Source organism: Streptomyces sp. NPDC030838, from assembly GCF_055572035.1.
On record NZ_JBVIED010000001.1, the window covers coordinates 692,977 to 719,440 of the forward strand.

General features: G+C 74.0%; 21 protein-coding genes and 1 pseudogene. 13 read left to right on the forward strand and 9 right to left on the reverse strand.

Annotated elements, in window-relative coordinates; translation table 11 throughout:
- Window positions 1-38 precede the first annotated feature (38 nt).
- Window positions 39-1,163 carry an MBL fold metallo-hydrolase gene (locus ACZ42A_RS03135; RefSeq protein ID WP_468525387.1) on the forward strand — a complete coding sequence of 375 codons (1,125 nt, stop codon included), beginning with the start codon at window positions 39-41 and terminating at the stop codon, window positions 1,161-1,163.
- Here the strand turns inward: ACZ42A_RS03135 and ACZ42A_RS03140 are convergent.
- Together ACZ42A_RS03140 and ACZ42A_RS03145 are read right to left on the reverse strand one after the other, a co-directional pair.
- A complete protein-coding gene (locus tag ACZ42A_RS03140; protein WP_468525388.1) occupies window positions 1,091-2,407 on the reverse strand; it encodes a PucR family transcriptional regulator in 1,317 nt (438 codons plus the stop codon). The genes ACZ42A_RS03135 and ACZ42A_RS03140 overlap by 73 nt on opposite strands.
- Window positions 2,404-2,562: a hypothetical protein gene (locus ACZ42A_RS03145; RefSeq protein ID WP_468525389.1), complete on the reverse strand. Its 159-nt coding sequence runs from the start codon at window positions 2,560-2,562 to the stop codon at window positions 2,404-2,406. The genes ACZ42A_RS03140 and ACZ42A_RS03145 overlap by 4 nt, the downstream gene beginning before the upstream one ends.
- 397 nt (window positions 2,563-2,959) lie before the next feature.
- On the opposite strand from ACZ42A_RS03145, the gene ACZ42A_RS03150 reads away from it, so the two are divergent.
- From ACZ42A_RS03150 to ACZ42A_RS03185, 8 genes and pseudogenes are all read left to right on the forward strand, one after another.
- Entirely contained in the window at window positions 2,960-4,099 is a 1,140-nt protein-coding gene (locus ACZ42A_RS03150) for a glycosyltransferase family 4 protein (protein ID WP_468525390.1), read from the forward strand.
- Window positions 4,100-4,104: 5 nt separating this feature from the next.
- The gene (locus ACZ42A_RS03155; RefSeq protein ID WP_468525391.1) at window positions 4,105-4,917 is read left to right on the forward strand and encodes a class I SAM-dependent methyltransferase; all 813 of its coding nucleotides are present in this window, start codon (window positions 4,105-4,107) and stop codon (window positions 4,915-4,917) included.
- Window positions 4,914-9,029, forward strand: a pseudogene (locus ACZ42A_RS03160) (DUF3367 domain-containing protein); the annotation flags it as partial. The gene ACZ42A_RS03155 and the pseudogene ACZ42A_RS03160, both read left to right, overlap by 4 nt.
- A gap of 211 nt (window positions 9,030-9,240) precedes the next feature.
- Window positions 9,241-10,563, forward strand: coding sequence for a condensation protein (locus tag ACZ42A_RS03165; protein ID WP_468525392.1), 1,323 nt, complete (start codon window positions 9,241-9,243; stop codon window positions 10,561-10,563).
- Window positions 10,560-11,297, forward strand: a complete 738-nt coding sequence (locus ACZ42A_RS03170) for a class I SAM-dependent methyltransferase (protein ID WP_468525393.1) — start codon at window positions 10,560-10,562, stop codon at window positions 11,295-11,297. Before ACZ42A_RS03165 ends, ACZ42A_RS03170 begins: the two co-directional genes overlap by 4 nt.
- Before the next feature lie 15 nt (window positions 11,298-11,312).
- A complete protein-coding gene (locus ACZ42A_RS03175) occupies window positions 11,313-12,215 on the forward strand; it encodes a hypothetical protein (RefSeq protein WP_468526122.1) in 903 nt (300 codons plus the stop codon).
- Window positions 12,212-12,454 (forward strand): Trm112 family protein, encoded by a 243-nt coding sequence (locus ACZ42A_RS03180; RefSeq protein WP_468525394.1) that lies wholly within the window; start codon window positions 12,212-12,214, stop codon window positions 12,452-12,454. Before ACZ42A_RS03175 ends, ACZ42A_RS03180 begins: the two co-directional genes overlap by 4 nt.
- Window positions 12,451-13,260, forward strand: coding sequence for an FkbM family methyltransferase (locus tag ACZ42A_RS03185; RefSeq protein ID WP_468525395.1), 810 nt, complete (start codon window positions 12,451-12,453; stop codon window positions 13,258-13,260). Before ACZ42A_RS03180 ends, ACZ42A_RS03185 begins: the two co-directional genes overlap by 4 nt.
- 295 nt (window positions 13,261-13,555) lie before the next feature.
- On the opposite strand, the gene ACZ42A_RS03190 is transcribed toward ACZ42A_RS03185, so the two are convergent.
- Window positions 13,556-13,954 carry an ACT domain-containing protein gene (locus ACZ42A_RS03190; RefSeq protein ID WP_468525396.1) on the reverse strand — a complete coding sequence of 133 codons (399 nt, stop codon included), beginning with the start codon at window positions 13,952-13,954 and terminating at the stop codon, window positions 13,556-13,558.
- A gap of 70 nt (window positions 13,955-14,024) precedes the next feature.
- On the opposite strand from ACZ42A_RS03190, the gene ACZ42A_RS03195 reads away from it, so the two are divergent.
- On the forward strand, window positions 14,025-14,591 hold the full coding sequence (locus ACZ42A_RS03195) for a hypothetical protein (RefSeq protein ID WP_468525397.1): 567 nt from the start codon (window positions 14,025-14,027) through the stop codon (window positions 14,589-14,591).
- 44 nt (window positions 14,592-14,635) lie between these two features.
- Here ACZ42A_RS03195 and ACZ42A_RS03200 read toward each other — a convergent pair whose 3' ends face one another.
- A complete protein-coding gene (locus ACZ42A_RS03200) occupies window positions 14,636-15,115 on the reverse strand; it encodes a hypothetical protein (protein WP_468525398.1) in 480 nt (159 codons plus the stop codon).
- A gap of 286 nt (window positions 15,116-15,401) precedes the next feature.
- On the opposite strand from ACZ42A_RS03200, the gene ACZ42A_RS03205 reads away from it, so the two are divergent.
- Window positions 15,402-15,929 carry a hypothetical protein gene (locus tag ACZ42A_RS03205; protein ID WP_468525399.1) on the forward strand — a complete coding sequence of 176 codons (528 nt, stop codon included), beginning with the start codon at window positions 15,402-15,404 and terminating at the stop codon, window positions 15,927-15,929.
- 50 nt (window positions 15,930-15,979) lie between these two features.
- Here ACZ42A_RS03205 and ACZ42A_RS03210 read toward each other — a convergent pair whose 3' ends face one another.
- The 5 genes from ACZ42A_RS03210 to ACZ42A_RS03230 all read right to left on the reverse strand — a co-directional run bounded on the left by ACZ42A_RS03210 (window position 15,980) and on the right by ACZ42A_RS03230 (window position 23,346).
- Window positions 15,980-18,952 (reverse strand): hypothetical protein, encoded by a 2,973-nt coding sequence (locus tag ACZ42A_RS03210; protein ID WP_468525400.1) that lies wholly within the window; start codon window positions 18,950-18,952, stop codon window positions 15,980-15,982.
- A complete protein-coding gene (locus ACZ42A_RS03215) occupies window positions 18,952-20,016 on the reverse strand; it encodes a hypothetical protein (RefSeq protein WP_468525401.1) in 1,065 nt (354 codons plus the stop codon). The genes ACZ42A_RS03210 and ACZ42A_RS03215 overlap by 1 nt, the downstream gene beginning before the upstream one ends.
- Before the next feature lie 157 nt (window positions 20,017-20,173).
- On the reverse strand, window positions 20,174-21,109 hold the full coding sequence (locus ACZ42A_RS03220; protein ID WP_468525402.1) for an AAA family ATPase: 936 nt from the start codon (window positions 21,107-21,109) through the stop codon (window positions 20,174-20,176).
- On the reverse strand, window positions 21,106-22,383 hold the full coding sequence (locus ACZ42A_RS03225; RefSeq protein ID WP_468525403.1) for a toll/interleukin-1 receptor domain-containing protein: 1,278 nt from the start codon (window positions 22,381-22,383) through the stop codon (window positions 21,106-21,108). The genes ACZ42A_RS03220 and ACZ42A_RS03225 overlap by 4 nt, the downstream gene beginning before the upstream one ends.
- Window positions 22,384-22,452: 69 nt before the next feature.
- Window positions 22,453-23,346 (reverse strand): ATP-grasp domain-containing protein, encoded by an 894-nt coding sequence (locus ACZ42A_RS03230; protein ID WP_468525404.1) that lies wholly within the window; start codon window positions 23,344-23,346, stop codon window positions 22,453-22,455.
- A 284-nt stretch (window positions 23,347-23,630) separates the two neighbouring features.
- On the opposite strand from ACZ42A_RS03230, the gene ACZ42A_RS03235 reads away from it, so the two are divergent.
- Complete coding sequence (locus ACZ42A_RS03235; RefSeq protein WP_468525405.1) at window positions 23,631-25,079, forward strand: acyl-CoA synthetase; 1,449 nt, start codon at window positions 23,631-23,633, stop codon at window positions 25,077-25,079.
- On the forward strand, window positions 25,072-26,421 hold the full coding sequence (locus ACZ42A_RS03240) for a carboxyl transferase domain-containing protein (RefSeq protein WP_468525406.1): 1,350 nt from the start codon (window positions 25,072-25,074) through the stop codon (window positions 26,419-26,421). Before ACZ42A_RS03235 ends, ACZ42A_RS03240 begins: the two co-directional genes overlap by 8 nt.
- Window positions 26,422-26,464: the final 43 nt, after the last annotated feature.

Genomic DNA, 26,464 nt, shown 5'->3' on the forward strand with positions numbered 1-26,464 from the left:
CCGCAGTCCGTACGCCCCCTCACCCCTCGGGATCCGCCATGCCCAATTCCGCCGCAGCCCCCGCCTCTTCGCCCAGCCGTCGTACCGTTCTCCGCACCGCCGCCGCGGCCTCCGGACTGACCGCCGCCGCGCTGACCCTGCGGCCCACCCCCGCCGCGGCCACGGGCGGCTCACGGACCGAGCTGGTGCTGCTCGGCACCAGTGGCGGGCCCGTGCCCATGTTCGGACGGGCGGGGATCTCGTCCGCGCTGGTCGTGGACGGGCGGGTGTACCTGGTGGACTGCGGGCCCGGGGCGTTCGGGCGGTACGGCGAGGCCGCGCTGACCGCAGGGCAACTCGGGTCGGTGTTCATCACCCATCTCCACTCCGATCACCTCGCCGACCTGTACGCCCTGCTGTGGCTGCGGTTCGGCGGGTTCCAGCCGCTGGGCGGGCCCGTGCACGTGTACGGGCCGGGGTCGGCGGGCGAGCTGCCGGAGGTGTGGCCGGCCGGGCGGGACGTGGACACCGTGAGCCCCTCGTCGCCGGCGCCCGGGACCGCCGAGCTGCTGCGGCGGCACATTCAGGGGACGGCGTACGACATCAACGTACGGATGCGGAGTGAGGGGTGGCCGGACATCCGGGAGTTGATCGTTCCCCATGACATTCGGTTCCGGATGCCCAAGGGGGCCGGGCCGGACCGGCTGATGGCGCCGCCGATGAAGCCGTTCGAGGTGATGCGGGATGAGAGGGTGCGGGTGACGGCCGTGCTGGTGGAGCATCCGCCGGTCTTTCCGTCCTTCGCTTTCCGGTTCGACACCGCCGACGGGTCCGTGGTGTTCAGCGGGGACACGGCCCCCTGTGGAAACGTCGAGCGGCTGGCGAGAGGGGCCGACCTCCTGGTGCACGAGGTCATGGATCTCGCCACGCTCAAGCTCGGCGGGCTCAAGCCCGCCCAGTTGCGGCACATGGAGATCAGTCACACCGATGCCGGTCGGCTGGGACCGCTGGCCGAGCGGGCCGGGGTGCGCACGCTGGTGCTCAGTCATCTCGTGCCCGGCGCGATCAATATCGTGCCCGACACCACCTGGCTCGCCAAGGTGCAGAAGGGCTACTCGGGGCGGGTCGTCGTGGGGCGGGATCTCGTGCGCCTGCCGGTGGGGCGGGCGGCGCGGCGCGGCTGAGGGCCGGTGCGGCCGATCTCGCCGCGCAGGCGCTGGGCGCGCAGGACCAGTTCCAGTTCGAAGCGGCGGTCGGGGTCGTCGATGCCGTCGCCCCATAACTCCCGTATCTGGCGTAACCGATAGCGGACGGTTTGAGGATGTACGCCGAGCCGAGCGGCCACTTCGGGCGCCCCGCCCCTCGTCTCCAGCCAGGCCAGCAGGGTCTCCGCGAGGCGCCGCCCGTGGGCGGGGCCGCAGTTGGCGAGCGGGGCGAGGCAGCGTACGGCGAGGTCGTCGATCAGCTCCTCGGGCTGGAGCAGCACCAGCGCCTCGGTGTGCTCGGTGCAGAACAGCACCTCTCCGGCGGGAAGCAGTCTCCGCTCCATCAGGCCTACGGCGGCCTCCGCCCAGCTGAGCGACTTGGCGGCCTCGGCGAGCGGTACGGGCGGGCCGATGGCGCCCGCCCAGCCGGTGAGCGCCCGGTGCAGCAGTTCGGGGCGGCCGGCGGCGTCCGGTTCGGGCACGACCATGCGGGGCCGCTCGTACTCCATGTCGAGCAGCACGCCCTCCGCGACGGCGGGCGCGACCGCCTCGCGGGCCGGGCGGAGCAGCACGCCGACGGCGACCTTCTCCGGCAGCGGCCAGCCGATCCGCGCGGCCCGTTCGACGAGGGCGTCGGCGGGGTCGTCGCGGTGCCGTTCGGCGAGCAGCACCTCCAGCAGCCGGCGCTGGTGGCGCAGCCGTTCCCCGGCCTGGCGGGCGGCGGCCTCGGCGTAGCCGCGCACGGACTGGTCGACGAGGCCGTCGAGGTACTCGTAGCCCGCGTCGACGAGTTCGTACATCGCGGGCGGCGGGATCTCCACGCGCTGGCCGATGTCGGCGAAACGGCGCCAGGCCAGGCGTACGCCCATCCGGTAGATGGCCTGGAGGGAGTCCAGGCTGCGGCCGTTCAGGCCCTCGCCGCGGCCGAAGTCCTCGAAGACGCCGGGCGGCACGGTGGGGCGGCCCGCCGAGTCATGGGCGTGTTCGAGGTGCTGGACGAAGGACTCGATGGCCCGGCGGATGCCGACCAGCGCCATGGGCTCGCCGTTCTCGTCGAGCACGACGGGCAGGTGCGGGTACTCGCGGCGGATCTCCCGCAGGATCTCCTCCGCGAGGGCGGGCGCCTCGGCCAGGGCGATCGCGGCGAACCGGCGCACCTGGAGCCGGGGGACGTCGTGCCAGGCCGAGCGGGGCGGGACGGTCGCCGCCGGGTGAGCGGTCACGGCCGGCTCCCCCGGCCCGCTTCCTCGTATGTGATCAGCGGGGCGTTGGGCTGGTCAGGGGTGGCTTCGAGCAGCGCGACGACGCCGAACGCGGCACCGACGGCGAGCGCGGCGGCGGCCACGACGGTGAGGGTGGCGGCGAGCAGTCTGGACATGCGGGGTCTGCCTCTCTGGTCCGAAGTCCGGAGATGCTCCGGAGGTCGTCCCACCCCGGGTGTCCCGCCCCTGCCTGTCGCTGCTCAGTGTCGACAAGGTGTTGACGCCGCGTCAAGGGAAGGTGCCGAACGAGGCTCACGAAATGACGTGACGTCAGCTATAACAACCGCCGAAATTGTCATCCCCGTGAGTAGCCGTGGCGATGCGCTGGGCCAAAACTGTCCACCCACCCCGGACACAGCCTGTCCACAGCCCCCACGCACGCTTCGCAGGAAACCCACCGCCTCCCGGCAAAGCCCTACCGCAACACCCCCCGCAACACTCCGCCGCGACGCCCCACCGGAACACCCCTTCCCCCACACCGCGTTCCGCACCCCGAGACGAGTTGGAGCACCCATGCCCCAGCACGTGCCCCCGCTGCGCGCAGCTCTCCCCAGGCCGCCGCAGCGCCACCCTTCGGCGCTCCCCCCACCCCCGCGCCGGATCGTCTTCCTCGCCCACCGTGACCTCGGCAATCCCGCCGCCGGGGGCTCCGAACTGCTCGTCGACCGGCTCGCCGAGGGGCTGACCCGGCTGGGCCACGAGGTCACGCTGCTGTGCGGCGGGCCCGCGTCCTACCGCGACTACCGCGTCGTCTCGGCGGGCGGCACCTACGACCACTATCTGCGCGCCCGGTCCGCCTTCGCCCGCCAGGTGGGAGAGACGGATCTGCTGGTGGAGGTCTGCAACGGCATGCCGTACCTCGCGCCCCTGTGGCATCGCGGGCCGACCCTGTGCCTGGTCAACCATGTCCACACCGACCTGTGGAAGATGCGGTTCGGCGGCCCCCTCGCGCCCGCCGCCCGGATCGGCCGAAGACTCGAACACTGGGCGCTGGCCGGGGCGCGGGCCCGCGGACTGCTGGTCGCCGTCTCCCCGTCGACGGCCCACGCGCTGCGCGCGCTCGGCGTCGAGCGGGAGCGTATCCGGGTCGTGCACAACGGGGTCGAGGACCCCGGGCCGCGCGCCGACCGGTCGCCGGAGCCGTTGTTCGTGGCGGTGGGCCGGCTCGTCGAGTACAAGCGGATCGATCTGCTGCTGCGGCTGTGGGAGCGGGTGCGGCCGGTCACCGGCGGGCGGCTCGTCGTCGTCGGGGACGGGCCCGAACGGGAGCGGCTGGAACGGCTCGCCGGTCCGGGCGTCGAGTTCACCGGCCATGTCTCCGACGCGGAGAAGCACCGGCTGCTGTGCGCGGCCTGGCTGTTGCTGCATCCGTCGGCCGTGGAGGGCTGGGGGCTCGTCGTCACGGAAGCGGCTGCTCGGGAGACGCCGGTTGTCGCCTTCGACGTGCCTGGGTTGAGGGATTCCGTCGTGGACGGGGAGACGGGTGTGCTCGCGCACGGGGAGTCGTCCTTTGCCGCGGCGTGGTGCACGTTGGCCCTGTCGGGCCGGCGCCGGGAGATCATGGGTAAGGCCGCGCGTGATCGTGCCGCGCGGTATCGGTGGGAGCGGACGGTTCAGCAGTTTCGGGCCGTTGCGGCTGAAGCGGTTCGGTGACGCCTATGCGCCGTGTGCGTAACGCCGTCGCGCGAGTGCCAGTCCGTCGTGGCTGGTCGCGCCCACGCGGCGGAGCCGCAAATGTCACAGCCCCGCGCCCCTTCTTTACGCATCCGTCCCTTGAGTTGTTCCGTGCCTTTCTGCGTGAGCAGGAGGATCCGGATGCCTGTTATTCGCTGCTCGCGCGCTATTCCGTCGATCAGGTCGAGGCCTACGACGGTCCCGTCGCCGGACGGACCGTCGTGGACGTCGGTGGCGGCAGTGGGTACTTCACCACCGAGTTCCGGCGGCGCGGTGCGCACGCGTATCTCTTCGAGCCGGACGTGCGGGAGCTGGGCGAGAAGCCGCCCGAGGGGGCGGTGGTGGCGGACGGGTATCTGCTGCCGCTGTCCGACGGGGTCGCCGATGTCACGTTCTCCTCCAATGTGCTGGAGCACGTGGCCGACCCGCAGACCTTTCTGAGCGAGCTGGCGCGGGTCACCCGGCCCGGCGGGCTGATCTACGTGGCGTTCACCAACTGGCTGTCCCCGTGGGGCGGTCACGAGTGGGCGCCCTGGCACTACCTGGGTGCCGAACGGGCGCGGGCGCGCTACCGGCGGCGTACCGGGCGGCCCGCCAAGCACACCCTCGGCGAGAACCTGTTCGCCGTGCACATCGGCCCCACCCTGCGGCAGGTGCGCGCCCGGGACGACGTCACGCTCGTCTCGGCCCGCTCCCGCTACTGGCCGTTCCTCACCGAGGCGATCGTGAAGGTCCCCGGCCTGCGTGAGGTGGCCACCTGGAACCTCCTCCTCATCCTCCGGCGGTGTCCCGAATGACGACCACGGTCCAGGCCCCTCCCCCGGCAGCCGTCCCCACCACCGCGACCACCGCGGGTCCGCCCCAGGGCCCCCGGTCGCGGCGCTGGCTGCTGGGGTTCTGGGCCGTGGTTCTGGTGCTGTTCCTGGCCGTGCGGCCCGGTCGGCAGACCTTCGACACCAAGCTCGGTGTGACCGTCGACCCGGGGCGGTTCCTCGCCGATCTCGGGCAGCTGTGGCACGACCGGGCCGGGTTCGGCGGCATCCAGGACCAGTACGTCGGCTATCTGTGGCCGATGCTGCCGTTCCACTGGCTGTGCCGGACCGTGGAGATCCCGGTGTGGATCGCCGAGCGGCTGTGGCTGTCGCTGGTGGTGACCGTCGCCTTCTGGGGCGCGCTGCGGCTCGCCGAGCGGCTGCGGGTCGGCAGCCCGGCGACCCGGCTGCTCGCGGCGGTGGCGTACGCGCTGTGGCCGGTGTTCACCACGGTCGTCGGCTCCACCTCGGCCGCCGCGCTGCCCGGCGCGTTCCTGCCGTGGGTGCTGCTGCCGCTGGCGGACGAGCGGTACAGCGCCCGGGTCGCCGCGCTGCGCTCGGCGCTGCTCGTACCGTTCATGGGCGGCGTGAACGCGGCGTCCACGCTGGCGTCGCTGCTGCCGGTGGGCCTCTATCTGCTGTCCCGGCCGCCGGGGCCCCGGCAGCGCAAGCTGATCGCCTGGTGGGCGCCGGGAGTGATCGTCGCCACGGCCTGGTGGTGGATCCCGCTGCTGCTGCTCGGTGTCTACGGCGAGAACTTCCTCCCTTACGTGGAGAGTTCGCAGACGACCACGGCCACCATGTCGGCTACGGAGGCACTGCGCGGCGCCGGGAACTGGGTGGCGTATCTGCACTTCGGCGAGGCGTGGCTGCCCGCCGGGTGGACGGTGGCCGCCTCGGCGGTGGTGATCCTCTGCTCGGCGCTCGCCGCCGGCCTCGGGCTGGCCGGGCTGGCGCGGCGGGACATGCCGGAGCGGCGCTGGCTGGTGCTGACGGTGCTGGTGTGCGCTCTGGTACTGCTCGCCGGGTACGCGGGCGGGTTCGGGGCGCCCTTCCATGCGACCGTGCAGGACTGGCTGAACGGCTGGCTGGCGCCCTTCCGGAACATCTACAAATTCCAGACGGGGCTCGCGCTGGCGCTGGTCCTCGGGCTCGCGCATCTCGTCGCGGTCGCCGCCGAGCCGCGCGGCGCGCGTCATGTGCGCGGGCGCCGGTACGCCCCGCTGATCGCGGCGGTGCTGGTGCTGCCGGGCCTGGTGTGGCCGTATCTCAACGGGTCGATCCTGAACCCCGGGTCCTTCCAGGAGATCCCGAAGTACTGGCGGGCGACCGCCGACTGGCTGGAGAAGTACTCCCCCGACTCGCGCGCCCTCGTCGTCCCGGCGACCGCGCACGGCGTGTACACCTGGGGCTCGACCATCGACCAGCCCCTCGACGTGCTCGCCGACTCCCGCTGGGCGCAGCGCGACTACGTCCCCTTCGGCACCCCCGGCAACCGGCGCGCCATGGACGCGGTCGAGCAGGCGCTGCGGACCGGAGGACAAGTCCCCGGCCTCGCCGACTACTTGAGCCGGGCGGGGATCCATTACGTCGTCGTCCGCAACGACCTCGATCCCGACCAGATCGGCTACACCCCGACCACCACCGTCAAACGCGCCCTGGAGCAGTCCGGCTACGAGCGGGTCACCGGACTCGGGCCCGTCATGACCGGCGGCCGGATCGCCGACGACACCCCGCTCCAGGTGGAGGGCCTGTATCCGAGGCAGCGGGCGGTGGAGATCTACCGGCCCGCCGACGCGGACGTGCCCCGCCCCGGGCAGGCGGCACTGCGGCCGGTCGCCGACACCGCCCAGGTCTCCGGCGGGCCCGAGGCCCTGCTGCCGCTCGCCGCCGAGCTGCGCGGCCGGGCGGCGGTCCTCACCGGCGACCACCACCCCGGGCTCGGCTCTCCGAAGCTCCAGGTGACCGGCGACGGGCTGCGCCGCGCGGACACCCGGTTCGGGCTGGTCAACGCCAACACCTCGTACCCGTACACCCGCGACGAGCGCAACGCGCCGGGCGCCCACCAGGACGCGGGCGAGCCGCCGCACCAGATCCTGCCGGTGACCGGCCTCGACCACCAGACGGTGGCCGAGCTGCGCGGCGCGCGGTCGGTGAGCGCGTCCTCGTACGGCAGCTGGTTCTTCCACCTGCCGCAGTTCGACCCGGTGAACGCCTTCGACGGCAACCCGGAGACCGTCTGGACGGAGGGCTCCGACGGCTCACCGGACGGGGAGTGGCTGAGGATCGCGTTCACGGGTGACAGCTATGCGATGCCGTCCTCGTTCAAGGTGACGCCGCTGCCGCAGGAGGGCGTGCGGTCGGCGCCGACCCGGGTGCGGGTGGAGACCGAGCGGGGGCAGGTGACCAGCCACCTCCGCCCGGACGGCGCGACGCAGACCGTGAAGGCGCCGAAGGGCGAGACGCGCTGGATGAAGCTGACCATCGTCGACTCGGTGGCGCGGCGCGCCGGGCTGCTCGGCGCGGGCTTCGCCGAGATCGACCTGCCCCGGGTGCAGGTCACGCGGATGCTGCGGCTGCCCACGGACGCGGCCCGCACCACCGCTGACACGGAGATCGTCTCCCTGCACCGGGTCGCCGACCCCGCCGGGATGTCCCCCACCGGCACCGAACCGGGGCTGCACCGCCGCTTCACCACGGGCACGGCGGGCACGTACGAGGTCTCGGCGAGCGCGGTGGCCGTGCCCGGCCCGGAACTGGACCGGCTGCTGTACGAGATCGCGCCCGACCAGCGGCAGCGCATCACCGCCACCGCCGACTCCACCGCCCGCCTCGGCACCGGACTCGCGGCCCGCAACCTCACCGACGGCGACCTGACCACGGCGTGGATCGCGGGCGACCGGCCGACCTTCCATCTGCGCTGGCCGGACAAACAGCCGGTGGACGAGCTGGTGCTGGCCGCGGCGGGCGGGCTGTCGTCCCGGCCGGCCGAGGTGCACCTCAGCTCCCCGGACGGCGCGGCGATCGCCTCGGTCGACGAGAACGGCTGGGTCCGCTTCCCGCCGATCACCACGGACCGCCTGGACATCACCATCACCAGGACCGCTCCCCTGACCCTCTACAACCCGGTCGTCGACGAGGACCTGCAACTCCCGGTCGGCCTCACGGAGGCGTACGTCCCGTCCCTGGACCGCTACCGCACCCCGCAGCCCGACCCCTCCCGCACCTTCACACTGCCGTGCGGCAAGGGACCGGTGCTGGCGGTGGACGGGGAGCTGTACCGGACGAGCGTGCGCGGCACCGTGCGGGACCTGACGGAACGGCGCCCGGTGGACGTCACCCTCTGCGGGACGGACGGCCTGGACCTGACCTCCGGTGCGCACCGGGTCGAGGCGGGCGACGCGGGCCCCCTGGTCGTCACCGACGTCACCCTCACCCGGGGAACCGCCCCGCGGCCGGTCACCGCCGACCGTGACCTGCGGGTCCGGGACTGGCTCGGCGACCGCCGCGAACTGACGGTCGGCTCCGGGGCGGCCACCTACCTCACGACGTACGAGAACCACAACGACGGCTGGCGCGCCACCCTGAACGGCGAGGAGCTGACCCCCGTCCGCCTCGACGGCTGGCAGCAGGGCTGGCGCGTCCCGGCCGGGGCCGGGGGCGTCATCCGGCTGTCGTACGAGCCGTCGACGACCTACGAGGCCGCGCTGATCGGCAGCGGCGTCGGACTGGCCGTGCTGGCGGGCCTGGCGCTGTGGCGCCGCCGCGCCGCGAACCCCGACCCACCGCAGCCGGTTCCGCCGGCGCCGGGGCTGTGGTTGGGCACGGTGGCGCTGACCGTGGTGGCCGTGGTGATCGCGGGGTGGCTCGCCCTGCTGGTCCCGGCGCTGGCGGTGCTGGCCTACCGACGGCACACGTTGCTGGTGCCGGTGGCGTTCCTCGCGCTCGCGGGGGCAGGGTTCGCCGCTGCGGCGGGGGCCGGGGAGCCGGTGGCGGACGGGGCGGGCGCGTTCGGCCGTACGGCCCAACTGCTGGCGCTGCTGGGCCTGTTCGCGGCGCTGGTGAGCGTGCGGGCGCGGGACGGCTCCGGGGAGCCGGGCACCACGGCGGTGCTGCCGCCGGTCCCGGGCGGCGGCCTGCCGCCCACCACTCCCGAGCCACCCACCGAACCGCTGCCCCGCCGACACCCCGACACCGGCCCCACCCTCACCGCGCGCGGCCCCGGCACCCCCGTCCCCGATCCGCCGACCCCTCGGCCCCCTTCCGCAAGCCCGACGCACTCGACGACACGCCGGGAGGCGACCGCACATGACCGCAGTCGAGCGGCCGGCGCGCCCCGGCCCGCACCACCACCGCCACCGCCCGGCGGGGCGTGTGCCGTTCCCGGTCGTGGACGAGATCGCCCGGCACTGTCTCCAGGACGAGGAGCCGGAGACGGTGCACATCGAGGTGCATCTGCCGGGTCCGGTCGATCCGGCCCGGCTGCGGGCGGCCTTCGGGGAGGCGCTGCGCCGGCATCCGCGGATCCTGATGCGGGAGGCTCCGGGGCGCTGGTACCGGCGGCGGTACGAGTGGGAGCTGGCGGCGGAGCCGGACGGGGAGGTGGTGACGTTCCCGGCGCCGGGGCCGGACGCGGTGCGGGACGCGCGGAGACGGGCGCTGACGCAGGCGCCGCCGCTGACGCTGGCGCCGCCGGTGCGGCTGGAGGCGGTGCCGGAGGCGGGCGGCACGGTGCTGCTGCTCACCCTCAACCACACGGCTCTGGACGGCCCGGCCTGCCTCCGGGTCGTCGCGACGGCCGCGGAGCTGTACGGCGGCCGGGACAACTCGCCCGCCACCCCGGCGCCGGTACGGGCCGTCGAGCCGCCGCAGGCCCCCGCCGACACGCCCTCCAACTGGGCCCGGCCCGCCCGGGTCGCCCCCGGCACCCCGGACGCGTCCCCCGGCAACGGCATGCTCGTCGCCGAACTGGCCCTCCCGCACCGCCCCAAGGGCGCCCCGTACACGGTGAACGACCAGCTCATGGTCGCCACCGCGCTGACGATCGCCCACTGGAACCGTGAACACGGTGCCCGTCCCCGCCCGCTGCGCATCACCATGCCCGTCGACGACCGCCCCCGCGACCTCACCATGCCCATCGGCAACGGGACGAGACTGGTGGAAGTACCGTTCGCGGATGAGGAGTTGGCGGGCGGGGCCGACACCGACATGGCGGCTCTGCTGCGTCGCACCGCCACCCGCACCCGCGCCCTGAAGTCCCTTCCCCGCCCCCAACTCGGTCATGGCGCCGCCCTGTTGACGGCACCCGTGGCGCCCGTCGCCTGGCGGGCCGCCGCCACCCGGGCGCTGCGCCGGGCGGCGTCCCCGTGGACGTCGACGACCCTGCTCAGCAACATCGGCCGGATCCCGTACCCGCTGGACTTCGGCGCGGAGGCGGGCCGCGCGCACGCGGTGTGGTTCTCGGCGCCCGCCCGGATGCCGCGCGGCCTGACGGTCACCACCGCCTCCACGGCCGGCCGGCTGCACCTGGCCCTGCGCTGGTCCCGCGCCCTGCTCGGCGAGGGCGACGGCGCGCGCCTGCGGGACCTGTTCGCACACCACCTGCACGCGACGGAGGTCCCGGCCCCATGACGACCGCGCCCGAGAAGCCCGCCGGCCTGCGCGACTTCTACGAGAACCCCGCCGTCCCGGTCGCCTCCGGCACCCCCCGCTCGCTCCGCCAGGCCCGCATGCTGGCCGCCGCCCTCGGCCCGGCGGGCCCCGGGGGCGGGAGCACGATCCTCGACATCGGCTGCGGCGACGGCACGGCGGCCGCGACCGCCGCACCCCTCCTCCCCGGCCACCGCATCGTCGGCGTCGACTGGTCCCAGGACGCCCTCGCCCGCGCCCGGACCCGGCTGCCGTACACGATCCGCGGCGAACTCACGGACGGCGGCCTTCCGTTCCGCTCGGCGGCGGTGGACGCCGTGCTGTTCAGCGAGGTGGTGGAACATCTGGTGGACCCGGACGCCGCGCTCGACGAGATCCGCCGGGTGCTGCGCCCCGGCGGCCACCTCATGCTGTCCACCCCGAACCTGGCCGCCTGGTACAACCGGGGTCTGCTGGCCGTCGGCGTGCAGCCGGTGTTCTCCGAGGTCAGCCTGCGCGCGATCCACGGCCGCCCGGGCCGGGAGGTCGTCGGCCACCTGCGCCTCTACACGGCCCGCGCGCTCCGGCAGTTCGTCGCGGCGGCGGGCTTCGAGGTCGTACGCCTGGCAGGGGCCCCCTTCCACGGCGTACCGCGCCCGCTGCGCGCGCTCGACCGGCTGGCCTGCGCGAGACCGCCCCTCGCCTCGATCCTCCTCCTCCACGCGCGAAGGACGTAGGCCGTGTGGTGGGGAGTGGCCGCCGCGCTGCTGGCGAACGTCCTCTACAGCGGCGGCTTCGTGCTGGAGAAGCGGGCGCTGGCCGGGTTGCCGGAGGTGACGGTGCGCGAGCCGGCGCGGCTGCTGCGGCTGGTGCTCGGCAGCCCGCTGTGGATCGCCGGTTCGCTCGCCCTGGCGTCCGGCTTCGCCGCCCAGCTGGTGGTCTACCGCACGCTCCCGATCGCTGCGGCGCAGGGCCTGTTCGTGTCCGGACTGGTCCTGCTGGTGCTGCTGTCGGCGCGGCTGCTGGGCGAGGAGACCAGCGGTCGGGAGCGGTACGCGCTGACGGCGATCCTCGCCGCGCTCCTGATGGTCGTCCTGTCGCTGGACGAGAAAACGGACACGGTCAGCCAGGCGGCCCCCTACCCCCTGCTGCTCCTGCTGTGCGTACCGTCCCTGGCGGCCGGCGTCTGGCTCTACCGCGCCGCCGAGCGCCGCGCCCTGCGCCGCCACCGCCTGCCGACGACGGGCGTGGAGTACGGCGTGGCGGTGGGCTTGTTGTACGGCGTGAGCTCGCTGGCGATCAAGGGAGTCTCCGGCTACTGGGCGTCGAGCGACCTCCTGGGCACGCTCACCGCGGTCCTGCGCTCCCCGTATCCCTATCTCTTGCTGTTCACCGGCGCGTTCGGCCTGGTGATGTCCCAGGCCGCGCTGCAACGCTGCCGGGCCTCGCTGATCGTGCCGGTGTGCACGACGGTGACCTGCCTCTACACGGCCGTACTGGGCACGCTGTCGTTCGGCGAGGCCCTCCCCGACGACCCGCTGCGGCTGGCGCTGCGCCTGTCGGGTACGGCGCTGGCGGTCGCCGTCCTGCTGACGATGCCGAAACACGACACGGCCCCGCAATCGACCTCGGCGCGCAAGGAGTTGACCCCATGACCCCCGACGACCCCCTGATGCGGATCCTCGCCTGCCCCCTGGACAAGGGCCCGCTGCACCTGCTGCCCCAGGAGGAGCCGCCGGCTCTGTACAACCCGCGACTGCGCCGCCGCTACCCGATCGTCGACGGAATACCGCAGCTGCTGCCGGCGTCCGGCGAGCAGGTGTCGGAGGAGGAGCACGAGGAGCTGCTGAAGCGGATGACCGACGGACCCGGCAGCGCCCAGGTGTCCCCATGACGACGCTCGCGGCCCGCCTGGCCCCCCACCTCCCCGCCCGCCTGATCGCGGCGACGGCCCGCGCGGTCTATCCCCGCTTCGAACCGGAGCTGGCGAGACTCGCGGACCTGTGCCCGCCCGGTTGCGGCACGGCGGTCGACGTGGGCGGCTGGTACGGCCCCTGGACGCGCCGCCTCAGCCGCCGCGCCAGACGGGTGGTGACCGTGGAGCCGGTCCCGCACCTGGCGGACCTCCTGACGGCGACGGCCCCCGCCAACGTCCGGGTCATCCGGGCCGCCGCCGCGGATCGCCCCGGCACCGCCCGCCTGTGGCTGCCGCCGGACGACACCGGCACCCGGGGCGTCTCGTCCCTGATCCGCCGGGACATCCACGCGCACGCCGTGGAGGTGGACTGCGTGGCCCTGGACGACCTGGCCCTGAGGGACGTCGGCTTCATCAAAATCGACGTGGACGGCAGCGAGCTGTCGGTCCTCCGCGGCGCGACAGCCCTCCTGTCCCGCGACCGCCCGGCCCTCTTCGTGGAACTGGAATCCCGCATCCAGCCGATCAACCCGGTGGTCACATACCTGTCCCTGCTGGGCTACGCCGGCTGGGTCCTCCCCACGACCACCTGGGTCCCCCTCTCCACGTTCCCCCTGGAAACCCACCAGGCGGCCACCTCCCACGTAGCCGCCCACGGCCTCCTCCGCCGAGTCCTCCCCGTGGGCAACCGCCCCCGGTACATCAACTCGGTCCTGTTCCTGCCGGACGGCCGGACACCGGGAGCCCCCGGGAGCCCTGCCCGGCTCCGCCGGTCCCGGCGCTAGACGGCAGGAGACGACAGGCGCTCCGGGCCCCACCGATGTCCGCGTGGTGGGAACCGCCCAGCTGAGAGCGGGCGCGGTCGCCGCCATCGTGAGGGCGTCGCGGCGGGACTTCCGGCCGGAGACTCCGGACCGGATTCCGGCGGCACGCCGGGGTGACGGGCGGGGCGTACCCCGGTGCCTTCTCTCTCGATCCGGACACCGACAGGGTCTGCTTCGACACGACCAATCCCGGCGTCGCCACCGGCTCCGGGGCGTGATCGGGCTGCCCGACTGTGACCGGCGCAATCCCGTCAGCTCAGGCGGAGCGCCGCGCCAGGTCCTCCAGGACTGCCACCGCGCGGTCAGCGTGCTCGTACGGCACGAACAGGTGGTCGTGGTGGAACCCGGCGACAACGTTGCAGCTCAGGCCGGCGTCGGCGAGTTCCCGCGCGACCACGGCGGTCAGCCCGACCGCCTCGAGCGCGGAGTGGATGCGCAACGTGATCCAGCCGGCCAGATAGTCGTACGCCATCCCCGCCGCGTCCGCCTCTTCTCTCCGTACGACCAGGGTCAGACCCTCCTCCTCGGCCACCGTGACCACCGGAGTGACGCCGGAGGGCACACCGCCCTCGACCGTGGTGAACACATAGCGGCCCGCATTCAGCTCCGGACGCATGCCGCTCAGCAGTTTCCGCAGATCAGTCTCGCCAGTCATGATCACCACACTACGCGCCATGCGTCACGACCAGCGGGAGCCGTTCGCATGGCTCTGCGACACTCGCCCCATGAGCGGTCCCCCACGCCCCTTCACCCCCCTCGACTTCCAGCTGGTCCTCCTGCGCCGCATGGCCGACCACAACCCCGACCTGGTGGCCGACGCCCGCCGTACGCTCGGCGTCTCCCTGACCGACATGCGGGAGGCCAACAAGCGCTGGCAGGCGATGCTCCGCTCCCCACGCGCCCGCTCGGCCGCCGGCCGGTACCGCTCCGTCCTCGGCACACCCGAGTCCCAGATCCCCCGCCGCATCGGCGACCTGGAGTGCGAGGCCTGGCAGTGGCCGGTGCCGCTGTGGCCGGATCTGCGGTTCGAGGTGCTGGTCGGGGAGGGCCGGGCCGTATGGAACGAGTGGCTGGTACGGGCGCCGGGGGCGGCGGGGCCCGAGCTGCGCGCGATCGACGATCTCACTCCCTGGTGCTGCACCGTGGACGAGGCCGCCCGGGCTTTCTCCCCCGCCCGGCCCCTCCAAGGCACGGCGCCGACGCGCTGGGGGCTCGCGCTCACCGGGCCGGACGGGCGGGAAGTGGTGGCTGAGTTCACCTGGGGGCTGTTCCAGCGGCTGCTGCCGGGCTAGGCCGTGCCGCGGCCTGCAAGGGCTCTCGCGGAGGATGCGGCACGTCAGTCCTTGCCAGGCCCGGACAGTGCTCGGGTGATCATGCGGGTGGCGAAGTCGCGGTCGTCGGTGATGCGGTTGATGTGTTCCGCGAGGAGCAGAGCGGTGGCTTCGAGGGACGTCATCTCGTCCTGGGTCCAGTCTCCGTACTGCCGGCGCCACAGGCTGGGGCTCAGGCCGGTACCGGCGGCGACGATCAGGCCGACCATCGTGGGGATGACCTCGGGACGGACACTCTTGGGCATGATGCGCATCGTGGCGACGAGGTTGGGCACCACGTACTCGATGACGTCCTTGTCGTGGTCCTCGTAGGCCATCCGCAGCCACTGCATGAACATGTAGATGAGGGTGCAGGTGCCGTCCAGCAGGTCATCCACTCCCCTGGGGCCCAGGGACGCGGCGAACTGGTCGACCAGCGCCTGTTGTTCGGGGTCGGGCCCGGTCCTGCCGTCGTAGATGGCCTTGAGCCGAGAGTCGATCATCATGAGCGCCGCGCCCACATCGCCGGCGGGAGCGTGCTGGGGGTCACAGGGCGACGACGACACAGGGTTTCCTCCTCGTCCGACCGCGGTGGGTGACGTGGCGCATCCGTACAGTAATCCGCCGATGCGGCAGGGGTCCGGTGAATCCGGCAACGCCCTCGCACGGTGCCGTGCCGGGAGGCGGGGAACTCCGGGAACCTCCCGGCTCCTTCGCGCGTTGCGAGGGACGACCTGATCGTCTGATGTGTGACCCGGCGGCGGTGCCGTCAACGGGGGAAGTGAGCAACTCATGGCCATGGTCGGCCTGTTCTGGATCGCCGAGGGCGATGTGTACGTGGGCGCGAAGCCGTCCGGTCTGGCTCCCGGGGTACGCCTGACCCCTGAGGGCGTGGTGGCGCTCGGCGACGGGCAGTCCGGCCTTCACCTCTGGGAGGACGTGCGTGCCCTGACGGTGGCGGACGTCCCCGTGAAGTCCCTCAGGCGGCAGGTCGGCGTGGTGAAGGACCTGGCCGTGGACGCGGTGGTGAACCTGGCTCTGCCCATCGGTCCGGTCACGACGGACGAGGCCCCGCCGATGATGACGGTGCGCGTGGCGTCGTCCGACGGTGAACACGAGTTGACGGCTTACGTGGCCGCTGCCGTCGGCTACTCCCCGACAGAGGTGGATCTCTCCCGCGCCCTCCTGTCCCGCCTCACGGAGGGCGCCGCGACGATGGCCACGACGCTGACGGCGATGTCGGAGTGGGGCCGTGCGCGGGAGGACGGGACACCTCGGGGCGCGGAGCGGGAGAGGCTGTTGCGGGAGTGGCTGGGCTAGGAGAGACAACCGCCGACCGCCTCCTGGTGGCCGGCGGCCCGGCTGCCCGGCTAGCGCGTGCCGCCGCCGTTCCCGCCCATGATCAGGCGTTGTACTTCGGCGCGCAGTTCGGCCGCCTCCCGCCGCCGGCCCAGCGCGTCCAGCCCGATCGACAGGGTGTTGGTGGCGCGGGCCAGGGCCAGTCGGTGCTCGGCCGGGTGGTCGTCCATCAGCGCGCGGTACAGGGACACCGCCTCGCGGACTGTGTCGACGGCCTGCGCCACGTCCCCCGACTCCGTCCGGAAGTGCGCCAGTCCCTCCAGCGCGGCGGCCAGTCCGGCGCGGTGGCGGCCCGGCTGTTCCGCTTCCAGGCGGCGGTAGAGGTCGACCGCGGTGGTGATGCGGGTGAGGGCGGCCTCCGTCCGCCGTGCCGAGCCCAGCCAGACCGACAGGTTGCGCAGGCTGAGGGCGAGCGCCGGGCGCCAGTCCCGGGCCGGGTCCGTCGCCGCCAGGTCGGTGTAGAGGTCCACGGCTTCCTGTCCGACCGCCAGTGCCTGCCGGATACGTCCCTCGTCGGCCTCGCTGATGGCCAGGCAGGTGAGGGTGTCGGCGAGGTCGGCGCGGTGCGGTTCGGGGTCCTGGGCCGCGAGGTCCCGGCGGAGCTGCGCGCATTCTCTGATCGTCGCGTACGCGGCGGCGGGTCGCTCGGCGTCGCGCTGCCAGTTCCACAGCTGGCGCAGTGCTTGGGCGAGGCGCTCACGGGAGAGCGGCGCGTCCTCGGCGACCAGCTGCCGCCGGAGCTGAACGGCCTCGGTGACCGCGCTCAGCCCCGCCTGGTCGAGCCCCAGCGCTCCCTGCACCCGGGCCAGTACGGACAGGCCGTCGGCCAGTCCCGCCGGGAAGGGCAGCGCACGGTATTCGCGTACGGCCTCGTCGGCCGCGTTGAACGCGTCCACGTGCTGCCCGGCCGCCAGCAGCACCCTCGCGAGCCGTTGCAGGCTCTCCGCGACCAGCAGCCGGTTCGACGGCTCCGCCTCGGCCGCGCGGCGCCAGACCCGTACGGCTTCCTGGCCGGTGCCGACGGCGTCGGCCGTGCGGTGCGCCTCGAGCAGCCAGGTGGTCAGGCCGTCCAGGGCGATGCCCAGGGCGGGGAGGGCGGCGGACGGCCGCAGGTCGACGAGCGGACCCAGCAGGGCGACGGCGGCCTGGCCCGTGCTGACGGCTTCCGTCCGGCGCCCGGCGCGGGCGTACCGGGTCGCGAGGTCGTGCAGGGCACGGCCGGCCTGGATGCCCTGTTCCGTGCCGAGCAGCAGCATGTTGGTGACGGCGCGGTCGCGGGTCTCGGCGAGGGTGTCGGGGTCGGCGATGATCTGGCGGAGGAAGGTGCCGGCCTGGTTCGTGTACGCCTCGCCGAAGCCGGCGGGGTCGACGTCGTCCGGGAAGGCGCGGAGGGCGTAGCGGGGGTTGGGGAGGAGGTCGGCAGCGGTGCCGACCCTGACCCACCTGGCCTCCGGGTCAGACTCGGCCAAGGCATCCAGTAGATCGTCTCCACGCACGAACTTGCGCTCCGGCGACCAGCTCTGGCGGACTGTGGGCTCCTGCGGCCCGTGGTGCAGCACGCGGGCCAGCAGCGCGCCGATTCCGTCGGCAGGCCGGGCGTCGCGGGTGGAGCCGGAGCGGACCAGGCCGTACCACTCCGTCCCCTGCAGCACGTGCAGCTCTTCTGTCTCGGCGAACGTTCCGACATCCGACGGGTTCGCGGCGTCGACCACGATCAGAACCTGCGACGCACCCGACGCGGCGCAGGCTCGAATCAGCTCCGACCTACGGAAGAGAGTGTCCGCATTCCGCGGATCGCTGTCCCGCGCGAAGAGCAGGACCGTCCCCTCGTCGGCGTCGGGCACCGCATGGCCCGCGAAGTACACCACCAACGGCGCGCCCGGCGCCACCAACCGCCGCAACTGCCGCCGGAGTTCGAAGAACGTCGGATCGCGGACGTATTCCGTGACGTACTGCCCCTCCAGCTCGGCCCCGATCGCCCGCCCCACCTCGTGCGCACCCGGTGTCACCTCCAGTCCGGGGTCGTCGTACCGCTCCACCGTGATCGCGAGGAACCGCCCCCGCAGCCCCCGGCCGCCCGACCCCTCCCCCACCGTGCTCTCCGGCACCACGAACACCTCGCCGCGGGCGTTGCGCACCTGCGCCGCGCCCGCTCGCACCGGCACCCGCACCTGCCAGTTCACCGGCACGGACAGCTCCCGGTCGGCGCCCCGGGGACCGGCGCCGAGGACGGTGAGGGTGCGGGGGGCGGTGTCGGGGACCGTCAGGGCGTAGGTGTCCGGGGGGATCTCGGTGCGTACGGCGGGGTCGACCGGGGCGCCGTCGATCTCCAGGTGGTCGCCGTCCCGGCGCACGGTGATGTGGACGTCGTCGAGGAGGGCCGCGAGGTCGCCGAGGAGCCGGTTGGGGACGGGGGCGCGCGGCGTGGCCAGCGGGAAGCTGCCGGGGGCGAAGTACGGGCGGGCCGCCTGGGCCAGCTGCCAGCCCGCGGCGGACTGCTGGACGGAGCGGGGCAGCCGGTCCCACGCGGCGGCGAACCAGCGGCGCAGGCCTTCCCGGCGTTCGACGGTGACCGCCTTGAGGGCGGGGGCCAGGGCGTCGTCGAGTTCGGCGCGGCGGCCGGCGACGGCGAGCCAGGTGACGCGTTCCTCCAGCAGCAGCGCGGGGGACAGCGCGGCGTGCGCGCGTTCCACGACGTCCCAGAGGGTGTGCACCGGGGCGCCGGGCGGCTGCTCGCGCAGCCAGCGGCTCAGCTCGTCCTGGAGCGCCCGGCGTTCCCCGGTGTCGAGGACGATGCCGCGCGGCCCGTGGGAGCGGACGAGGTCGCTGAACCACAGGGCGGCCTCGGTCTCCACGCCGAACCTCGGGAACAGCGCGAGCCGCACCGACCGGACGAGTTCCGGTTCGATACGGACGGCGACGCTGAGCGCGGTCGCGAGTGCGCGGACGCGCTGTGCCGTCGGCCCCTGCTCCGGGCCGCCCATCAGGGCCGTCTCCCGGCGAGCGCGGCCACCGTGCTCACCGTCGTCGTACGGTCCCAGGTGAGCGCGGAGAGCAGTCCGGTGAGGTCCGGGGGCACCCAGGCGGCCGGGTAGGGAACGAGCGCGAGGGCGGTGCAGCCGGCCCGGGCGATCTCCTCGAGGACGGCATGCCATTCGGCGGCCGAGGCCCGGCGGGGACGGAAGACGGGCCCGCCGGCACCGAGGTCGGAGACGATCAGCACGCGGGTGCCCGCGCCGGGCGTGCGGTACGGCTGCCAGGTGCGCCGGCCGCCCGGTCCGGCGCCCCGGGTGGGGACGTCCGCGAAGTAGCGGACCTGGGTCAGCTCGGGCCCGACCAGGCCGGTGATCTGCCGCACCAGCTCCCGCTGGTCGCGCAGGTACGGCTGCATGCCGTCGCCGAGGTCGACGAGGAGCTGGACGCCGAACCGCAGGGTGGGGCGCGGGGTCCGGGGCAGCCGGGTCAGCGGGGTGGCGTGGGCGAACGCGTCGACGAGGGTGTCGATGTCGGGTTCGCCGTCGGGGACGGTGGTGGTCAGCGCGGTGGTGAGCAGCGCGGCGGAGGACCGCCGGGCGAGCAGCGGCTCCAGCGGCGGGCGGGCTTCGAGATGGCCGTCGGTGACCGGGTCGAGGGAGGGTACGGAGGCCCAGTCGGTGGCGGCGGGCGGCGGGTCGGTGCGGACGGGCCGGAGGAGGGGGAGATCGCCGATCCGGGCCGGAGCGGGGCCCGTGCCGGTCCCTGTGCCACTCGCGGTGCCCGTGCCGGTCCCCGTCCCCGTACCCGCCCCCGCCCCCGGTCCGGGCTCCCCCGCGGACGACGGCTGCTCGGCGGGGGCTTCGGCGGGCGGTCCGGCCGGTGCGGGCTCGGGGGCGGCGGGCGGCACGACGGGCGGCCGGCCGGAGGCGAGGCCGGGGCCGGCCGCGCGGGACGGCGTGGCGGCGAGGCCGAGCAGCCGGGCCACCCGGTCGCGGCGGGCCGGGCTGTCGCCGACCGCCTCCAGCGCCCGCACCAGATCCCCGAGCCACACCTCGGGCACGCCCCCGCTCACCACACCACCCTCCGTTCCAGCGCGGCGCGGACACCACCACCGGCGTCCCCGAGCCACACCCCCGGCCCGCCCGCGCTCAGCCACGCACCGGACCGATCCGCGCTAAGCCGTCCCCCTGGCCGATCCCCACTCAGCCACCCCCCGAACCGACCCCCGCTCACGACACGGTGTCCCGTTTCAGCAGCGCCATCCGGCTCAGCGCGTCCCAGCGTTCGCCGCCGACGCGGATGCCGAGGCGGCGGCAGGCGTGGAAGGCGTCCAGGAACTCGGCGGTGCTGGGCATGCGGTGGGCGGCGCGGGCCGCGTCGGCGCGCAGTTCGTCCAGCAGGACGGCCAGTTCGTAGGCGAGTTCCTGGTCCTCCGCGCCGAACTGGCCGTCGTAGGCCTCGACATGGGCGCGGGCGACGCGGACCAGCTCGTGCCGGTCGGGGTGTTCCAGGACCACGACCAGGCAGCGGCGCAGGAACGCCTCCGGCAGTTCGCGCTGTTCGTTGGTGGTGATGACGACCAGGACCTCGGTGCCGGGCTCCGCCTGGATCTGCTCCCCGGTGTGGGTAACGGTGAAGCGCCGGGAGCCGAGCGGCACGAGCAGTCCGTTGGGCAGGTCGGGGTCGGCCTTGTCGATCTCGTCGATGAGCACCACGGAGCGCTCGGCCCACCGCCCGGACTCGTCGGCCGCGTCCTCCCAGAGAGGCTCCTGCTGCCGGCGGCGGGCGTGCTCGCGGGCCGAGCGCGGGGCGTAGGCCTTCCACAGGACGCCGGGTTCGACGTAGTCGTCGATGTAGCGCAGCTGCTGGGCCTGGGCGTCGGCGAGGCGGCGCACCTGGTCGAAGGACCACAGCAGGTCCTGCGCCTGGGTGCGAGAGGTCACCACGTGTTCGTGGTAGGCGCAGTTCCACGTCCGGGCCATGTGCGCGGCGAACGACGACTTGCCGGAGCCGGGGTCGCCGCGCAGCAGCAGCGGACGTCCGGTGGCGAGGGCGACGTCCACGGCGAGGCCGAGGTCGCCGCGGACGATGTACGCCCGGCCGTCGGGGCGGTCGGGGGCGTCGCCGGCGTCGAGCGGGCGTTCGGCATGGGGGTCGCCGGTCATGTGGTCAGGTCCTTTCCTCGGGACTCCAGCCGTTCGACGAGATGGGCCAGCGCCACCGCGGTGCGCCGCATCTCCTTCTCGTCGGCGGGGTTGAGCACCACATGCAGGGCGCGGGTGTTGTTCTGCCGCCCCAGCTCGGCCGGGTCCGTCTCGCCGGCCAGGACGACGACGTTGAGCCAGGGCAGCCGGCGGACGAGCTCGCCCACCAGCGTGCCGACGTCGCGCAGGGCGACGCCGCAGGGATCGATGACGAGGAAGACCACCTCTCCGTCGGACGGCCCGCTGTCCTTGTCCAGCGGTTCGTCGTCGGGCAGGTGGATCATGTAGCGCACGGCGTCCAGGCAGTCCCGCAGGAACTCCCGCTGCTGTCCCTCGCCCGCCACCAGGGTGACCGTCTTGAACCAGTAGTCCAGGGAGAAGCAGGTGGCCCGCGAGAGGTGCTGTTCGGCCGTGCCGGAACGGCTGCTGTTGAGGGTGGCGACGACCTGCTCGCCGTTCGGCAGCAGTTCGCGGACGGCTTCCGGATCGATCCAGGTGGGCAGCACCAGGCTGCTGAGCCCGCGCAGCCGGTCCGGGCCGAGAAAGGTGCACACCTGCTTCAGCGCACGCCGGGTCCGCTGGGTGGGTACGTGGCCGACGAACTGGTGGGCGAGATAGCGGCGGCCCTCCCACGGGGTGGGGAAGGACCAGTCGTCGTCCGCGCCGAGTTCCCGGGCGGCGTTGCGCAGCGGTCGCTCGTCCTTCACCGCGTCCAGACAGTGAATGATCTCGAGGAGCCAGTGGCGCATGGCGGAGGTGTCGTCGGGCAGCGGGGCCGTCGTCGCCAGGTCCGCGACACGGGAGGCGATCCGTTCCACGACCCCTTCGCGGTCCGCGCACCCCAGTTCGTCCTGGATGACGATGGACTGCAGATCCGCCAGGTACGGGATCTCCGACTCCCGTACGTCCTTCGACCGTACGCCCGCCAGCAGCACCGGCACGATCGTCAGCCGGGCGCCCAGCTCCTGCCGCCACAGCAGCAGATTGGTCTCACGCTTCAGCCAGGCCGACCGCAGCCCGCGCCGGGTCACCAGGATGAACGCCGCGTCGCACTCCGCCATCCAGTGGAAGAGCACCGACCGCCAGCGCTCACCGCCGTGCAGATCGTCCTCGTCCACCCGGACCACCCACTGGCGGTCCCGCAGCCGCTGTTTGAGCAGCGCCCGCACGGCCTCGGCGTTCTCCCGGTCCTCCTCGTCGCCCGCCCTGCTGTGACTGATGAAGACCGTCGCCATCGACCGCTGACCGTCCTGCCGCCCCTGCCCCTGTGGAAGCCAGAGCGTCCCAGGCGATCCGGGCGGAGGTCAACTCCCCCTGTTCTCCGGCGAGTTCCGCCAGGCCAGGACGGCCTCGGCGACCCGCGGCACCGACTCCGGGTGCAGCCCGAGGAACAGATTCGGCTCGACCAGCTCCAGCTCCATCACCACGGGCCGCCCGTCCTCCCCGTCGACGAGGTCGACGCGCGCGTAGAGCAGCCGGGACGGGTCCGGCACGGCGGCCAGCGCGCGCTCGGCGACGGCGAGTTCCGCGTCGGTCGGCTTCCAGACCTCCAGCCCCGGGTGGGCCACCTTCCGCGCGTCGTACGGCGTCCCGGGCGCGAGCACGGCCCCCTTCCGGCTGGCGTGCAGCAGCCGCCCGCCGAAGAACTGCAGCGCCCGCTCCCCGCTGACGTCGACGGCCCGCACATACGGCTGCACCATCGCCGTGAACCCTTCCGCGTGCATCCGCCCCAGCTGCCGTACGGCCGCCTCCCGCTCGCCGGGCGCGTACCGCGCGGCGAACCGCCCACCGGCGCCCGAGGTCGGCTTCACCACGTACTCCCGCCCCTCGGGCAGCTCGACCGGATCACCGGGCGCGAGATACCGGGTGGGCACGGTGGGCACCCCGGCCGCCGCCAGCTCCCCGAGATACCGCTTGTCGGCGTTCCACCGCACCACCTCCGCCGGATTCGCCAGCCGCGTCACCGCCTGGCACTTCTCCGCCCACTCCAGGAACTCCCCGGCCCGCCAGCTGTAGTCCCAGGTCGACCGGATGAGCACGAGATCGAACCCCGCCCACTCGACCTCCGGATCGTCCCAGACCACCACCCGCACCTCGGCCCCCGCGTCCCGCAAGGCCGCCTCCAGCACGGGCAGATCACGGTCGACGGATATCTCGGGCCCGGGCCGGCATGTGGCGAGGGCGATACGGGGCGACACGGCGGGCTTCCTCCTCGTACGGCATCCGGCTGGACGAACAGCCGATCGACCCGCAGGCTAACAACCCTCCGGTGACAGGGCCGCGGCAGTGGGGGAGCCTCAAGTCAGGAGCAGGGTGGCCGCGGCGGAGTTCCGGTTGGCGTCAACAGGCCGAGCGAGACCCTCGGCGGCGGCAGCCCGGATGACGTCGGCTGTGCGGTGGCGGACGCGGGCGAGGTGGTCGCCTGATAGGAACGGGGATGTCGACCCCGACAGCCTGTCCCGACGGTTAAGGAGTACGCCGCGTGTCCTCCCCCTTCCCCGCGCTCGCCGACGGTGCGGCCGGTGCACGTCCTGCTCTTCGATTCGGTGACCGTTCGCTGACCTACGCGCAGCTCGCCTCCGCCGCCGGTGCCGTGGCCGAGCGGGTGCGGGGCGGTGGGCGGGTCGCCGTGTGGGCGACGCCGGTGCTGGAGACGGCCGTCGGGGTGGTGGGCGCGCTGCTCGCCGGGGTGCCCGTGGTGCCGCTGAATCCGAAGTCCGGGGAGAAGGAGCTGGGGCACATCCTGGGCGACAGCGCGCCCGCCGCCGTGCTGGCGGCGCCCGGTGAGCAGCTCCCCGCCCCGCTCGCCGGGCTTGAGCGGATCGACGTCGACGTCACCGCCACCGGAGCCGCCCCTGAGGAGACCGCCGGCGACGGTGAACCCGCCCTGATCGTCTACACCTCCGGTACGACCGGGCCGCCCAAGGGCGCCGTCATCCCGCGTCGCGCCGTCGCCGCCACCCTGGACGCGCTGGCGGACGCCTGGCAGTGGACCGGCGACGACGTGCTGGTGCACGGGCTGCCGCTGTTCCATGTGCACGGGCTGGTGCTGGGGATTCTCGGGCCGCTGCGGCGGGGCGGGGCCGTGCGGCATCTCGGGCGGTTCAGCCCTGAGGGCGTGGCGCGGGAGCTGAACGCCGGCGCGACCATGCTCTTCGGAGTCCCGACCATGTATCACCGGATCGCCGAGGCGCTGACCGATGATCCCGAGCTGGTCAAGGCGCTCGCGGGCGCCCGGCTGCTGGTCTCCGGGTCGGCCGCGCTGCCCGTGCACGACCACGAGCGGATCGCGGCGGCGACCGGGCGCCGGGTGATCGAGCGGTACGGCATGACGGAGACGCTGATGAACACGAGCGTGCGCGCCGACGGCGAGGCCCGCGCCGGGACCGTGGGCGTTCCGCTGCCCGGCGTCGAGCTGCGGCTCGTGGAGGAGGACGGCACCGCCATCACGGCGTACGACGGGGAGACCGTCGGGGAGATCCAGGTGCGGGGGCCGAATCTGTTCACCGAGTACCTCAACCGGCCCGACGCCACCGCCGCCGCGTTCACCGCCGACGGCTGGTTCCGGACCGGGGACATGGCCGTGCGGGACCCGGACGGTTATGTCCGGATCGTGGGGCGCAAGGCCACCGATCTGATCAAGAGCGGCGGGTACAAGATCGGGGCCGGGGAGATCGAGAACGCGCTGCTGGAGCACCCCGGGGTGCGGGAGGCCGCCGTCACCGGGGAGCCCGATCCGGATCTGGGCGAGCGGATCGTCGCCTGGATCGTTCCCAGCGACGGCGAACGGCCGCCCACGCTCGACGAGCTGGCCGAGCATGTGGCCCGGCGGCTCGCCCCGCACAAGCGGCCCCGGGTCGTCCACCACCTCGACGTCCTGCCCCGGAACGACATGGGGAAGATCATGAAGCGGGCGCTGGGCCGTGGCTGAGCGTCCGGGCGCCCGCGCGGTCATCGCCCTCGTCACCGACGGGTTCCGGGAACTCCCCTGTCCCATACGGGACTCCCCGCCCGACGGCCCCCTCGGCTGGCACGGCTACGACGCCTCCCGCGCCCGCGCCGCCGAGCGCACCGGCGAGGACGAGTCCGTGGTGTGCGGCACCGCCGAGATCGAGGGCACGCGCACGGTGCTCATCGCCTTCGAGTTCGGCTTCCTCGGCGGTTCCCTCGGCGAGCGCACCGGGGACCGGCTGGAGGCGGCGTACACGTACGCGCGCGAGCACCGGCTGCCGGTCGTGCCGCTCATCGCCACCGGCGGCAGCCGGATGCAGGAAGGCATGCTCGCCCTCACCCAGCTCCAGCGAGTGGCCCGCCAGTCGGTGCTCACCCGGGAGGCCGGGCTGCCGCAGATCGCGGTCCTGCGCGATCCGACCACGGGCGGCGGCTGGGCCACCCTCGGCGCGGGCGCGGACGTGGTCCTCGCGCTGCCGGGCGCCCAGGTCGGCTTCGCGGGCTCCCGGGTGCGCCCGGCGGACGCGGATCCGGCGGCGTACACGGCGGAGGCCCAGGTCGCGGCGGGCGCGGCGGACGCGGTCGTCCCGCCGCAGGAGCTGCGGGCGACGCTGGGGCGCTGGCTGCGACTGCTGACCTCCCCGTCCGCCGAGCCCGCTCCCCCGCCCCTCCCGCTCGGTGCGGCCGAGCTGCCCGCCACGGGCTGGGACGCCGTGCTGCGCGCCCGCGCACCCCACCGCCCGCGCGCCGAGCGCTATCTGGACGCCTACTTCACCGACCGGGCCGCGATCAGCGGCGACCGCTGCGGCGGCACCGACGACGGCATGCTCTGCGGGTTCGGCACGCACGAGGGCCGGACCATCGCCTACGCCGCCCAGACCGGCACGGCGACCCGCCCCGCCGGATACCGCACCGCCGCCCGCCTGATCCGGCTCGCCGACCGGCTGGGCATCCCGGTGCTGACGCTGGTCGACACCCCGGGCGCCGCCAATGACGCGGCGGCGGAGCGGCAAGGGGCGGGAGCGGCGATCGCGGAGCTGTTCGGCGCGGTGGCGGGGGCGCGTACGCCGGTGACCACGCTGGTGGTCGGCGAGGGCGGCTCGGGCGGCGCGCTGGCTCTGGCGGCGCCCGGCAACACCTGGGCCACCCCGGACAGCTACTTCTCCGTCATCGCACCGGAGTTGGCGGCGGCGATCCTCAAGAGGCCACCCACGGAGACGAAGGCCACGGCCGATCAACTCCTCATCCGCCCCCAGGACCTGGAGCGGCTCGGGGTCGCCCGGGTCCGGACAGGCGAGCAGCCGGGTGACAAGAGCCCCTGAGGAACGCACGACGGCGCCGCCTCCCCGTCTTCACGGGGAGGCG

Bases quoted from the DNA above. Each gene is read 5' to 3' on its own strand.
- ACZ42A_RS03180 (WP_468525394.1), top strand. From the start codon at position 12,212: ATGACCCCCGACGACCCCCTGATGCGGATCCTCGCCTGCCCCCTGGAC.
- ACZ42A_RS03150 (WP_468525390.1), top strand. From the start codon at position 2,960: ATGCCCCAGCACGTGCCCCCGCTGCGCGCAGCTCTCCCCAGGCCGCCG.
- ACZ42A_RS03210 (WP_468525400.1), bottom strand. From the start codon at position 18,952: ATGGGCGGCCCGGAGCAGGGGCCGACGGCACAGCGCGTCCGCGCACTC.
- ACZ42A_RS03190 (WP_468525396.1), bottom strand. From the start codon at position 13,954: ATGACTGGCGAGACTGATCTGCGGAAACTGCTGAGCGGCATGCGTCCG.
- ACZ42A_RS03185 (WP_468525395.1), top strand. From the start codon at position 12,451: ATGACGACGCTCGCGGCCCGCCTGGCCCCCCACCTCCCCGCCCGCCTG.
- ACZ42A_RS03205 (WP_468525399.1), top strand. From the start codon at position 15,402: ATGGCCATGGTCGGCCTGTTCTGGATCGCCGAGGGCGATGTGTACGTG.
- ACZ42A_RS03225 (WP_468525403.1), bottom strand. From the start codon at position 22,383: ATGGCGACGGTCTTCATCAGTCACAGCAGGGCGGGCGACGAGGAGGAC.
- ACZ42A_RS03170 (WP_468525393.1), top strand. From the start codon at position 10,560: ATGACGACCGCGCCCGAGAAGCCCGCCGGCCTGCGCGACTTCTACGAG.
- ACZ42A_RS03145 (WP_468525389.1), bottom strand. From the start codon at position 2,562: ATGTCCAGACTGCTCGCCGCCACCCTCACCGTCGTGGCCGCCGCCGCG.
- ACZ42A_RS03155 (WP_468525391.1), top strand. From the start codon at position 4,105: ATGCGCCGTGTGCGTAACGCCGTCGCGCGAGTGCCAGTCCGTCGTGGC.
- ACZ42A_RS03135 (WP_468525387.1), top strand. From the start codon at position 39: ATGCCCAATTCCGCCGCAGCCCCCGCCTCTTCGCCCAGCCGTCGTACC.
- ACZ42A_RS03200 (WP_468525398.1), bottom strand. From the start codon at position 15,115: ATGATGATCGACTCTCGGCTCAAGGCCATCTACGACGGCAGGACCGGG.
- ACZ42A_RS03220 (WP_468525402.1), bottom strand. From the start codon at position 21,109: ATGACCGGCGACCCCCATGCCGAACGCCCGCTCGACGCCGGCGACGCC.
- ACZ42A_RS03195 (WP_468525397.1), top strand. From the start codon at position 14,025: ATGAGCGGTCCCCCACGCCCCTTCACCCCCCTCGACTTCCAGCTGGTC.
- ACZ42A_RS03165 (WP_468525392.1), top strand. From the start codon at position 9,241: ATGACCGCAGTCGAGCGGCCGGCGCGCCCCGGCCCGCACCACCACCGC.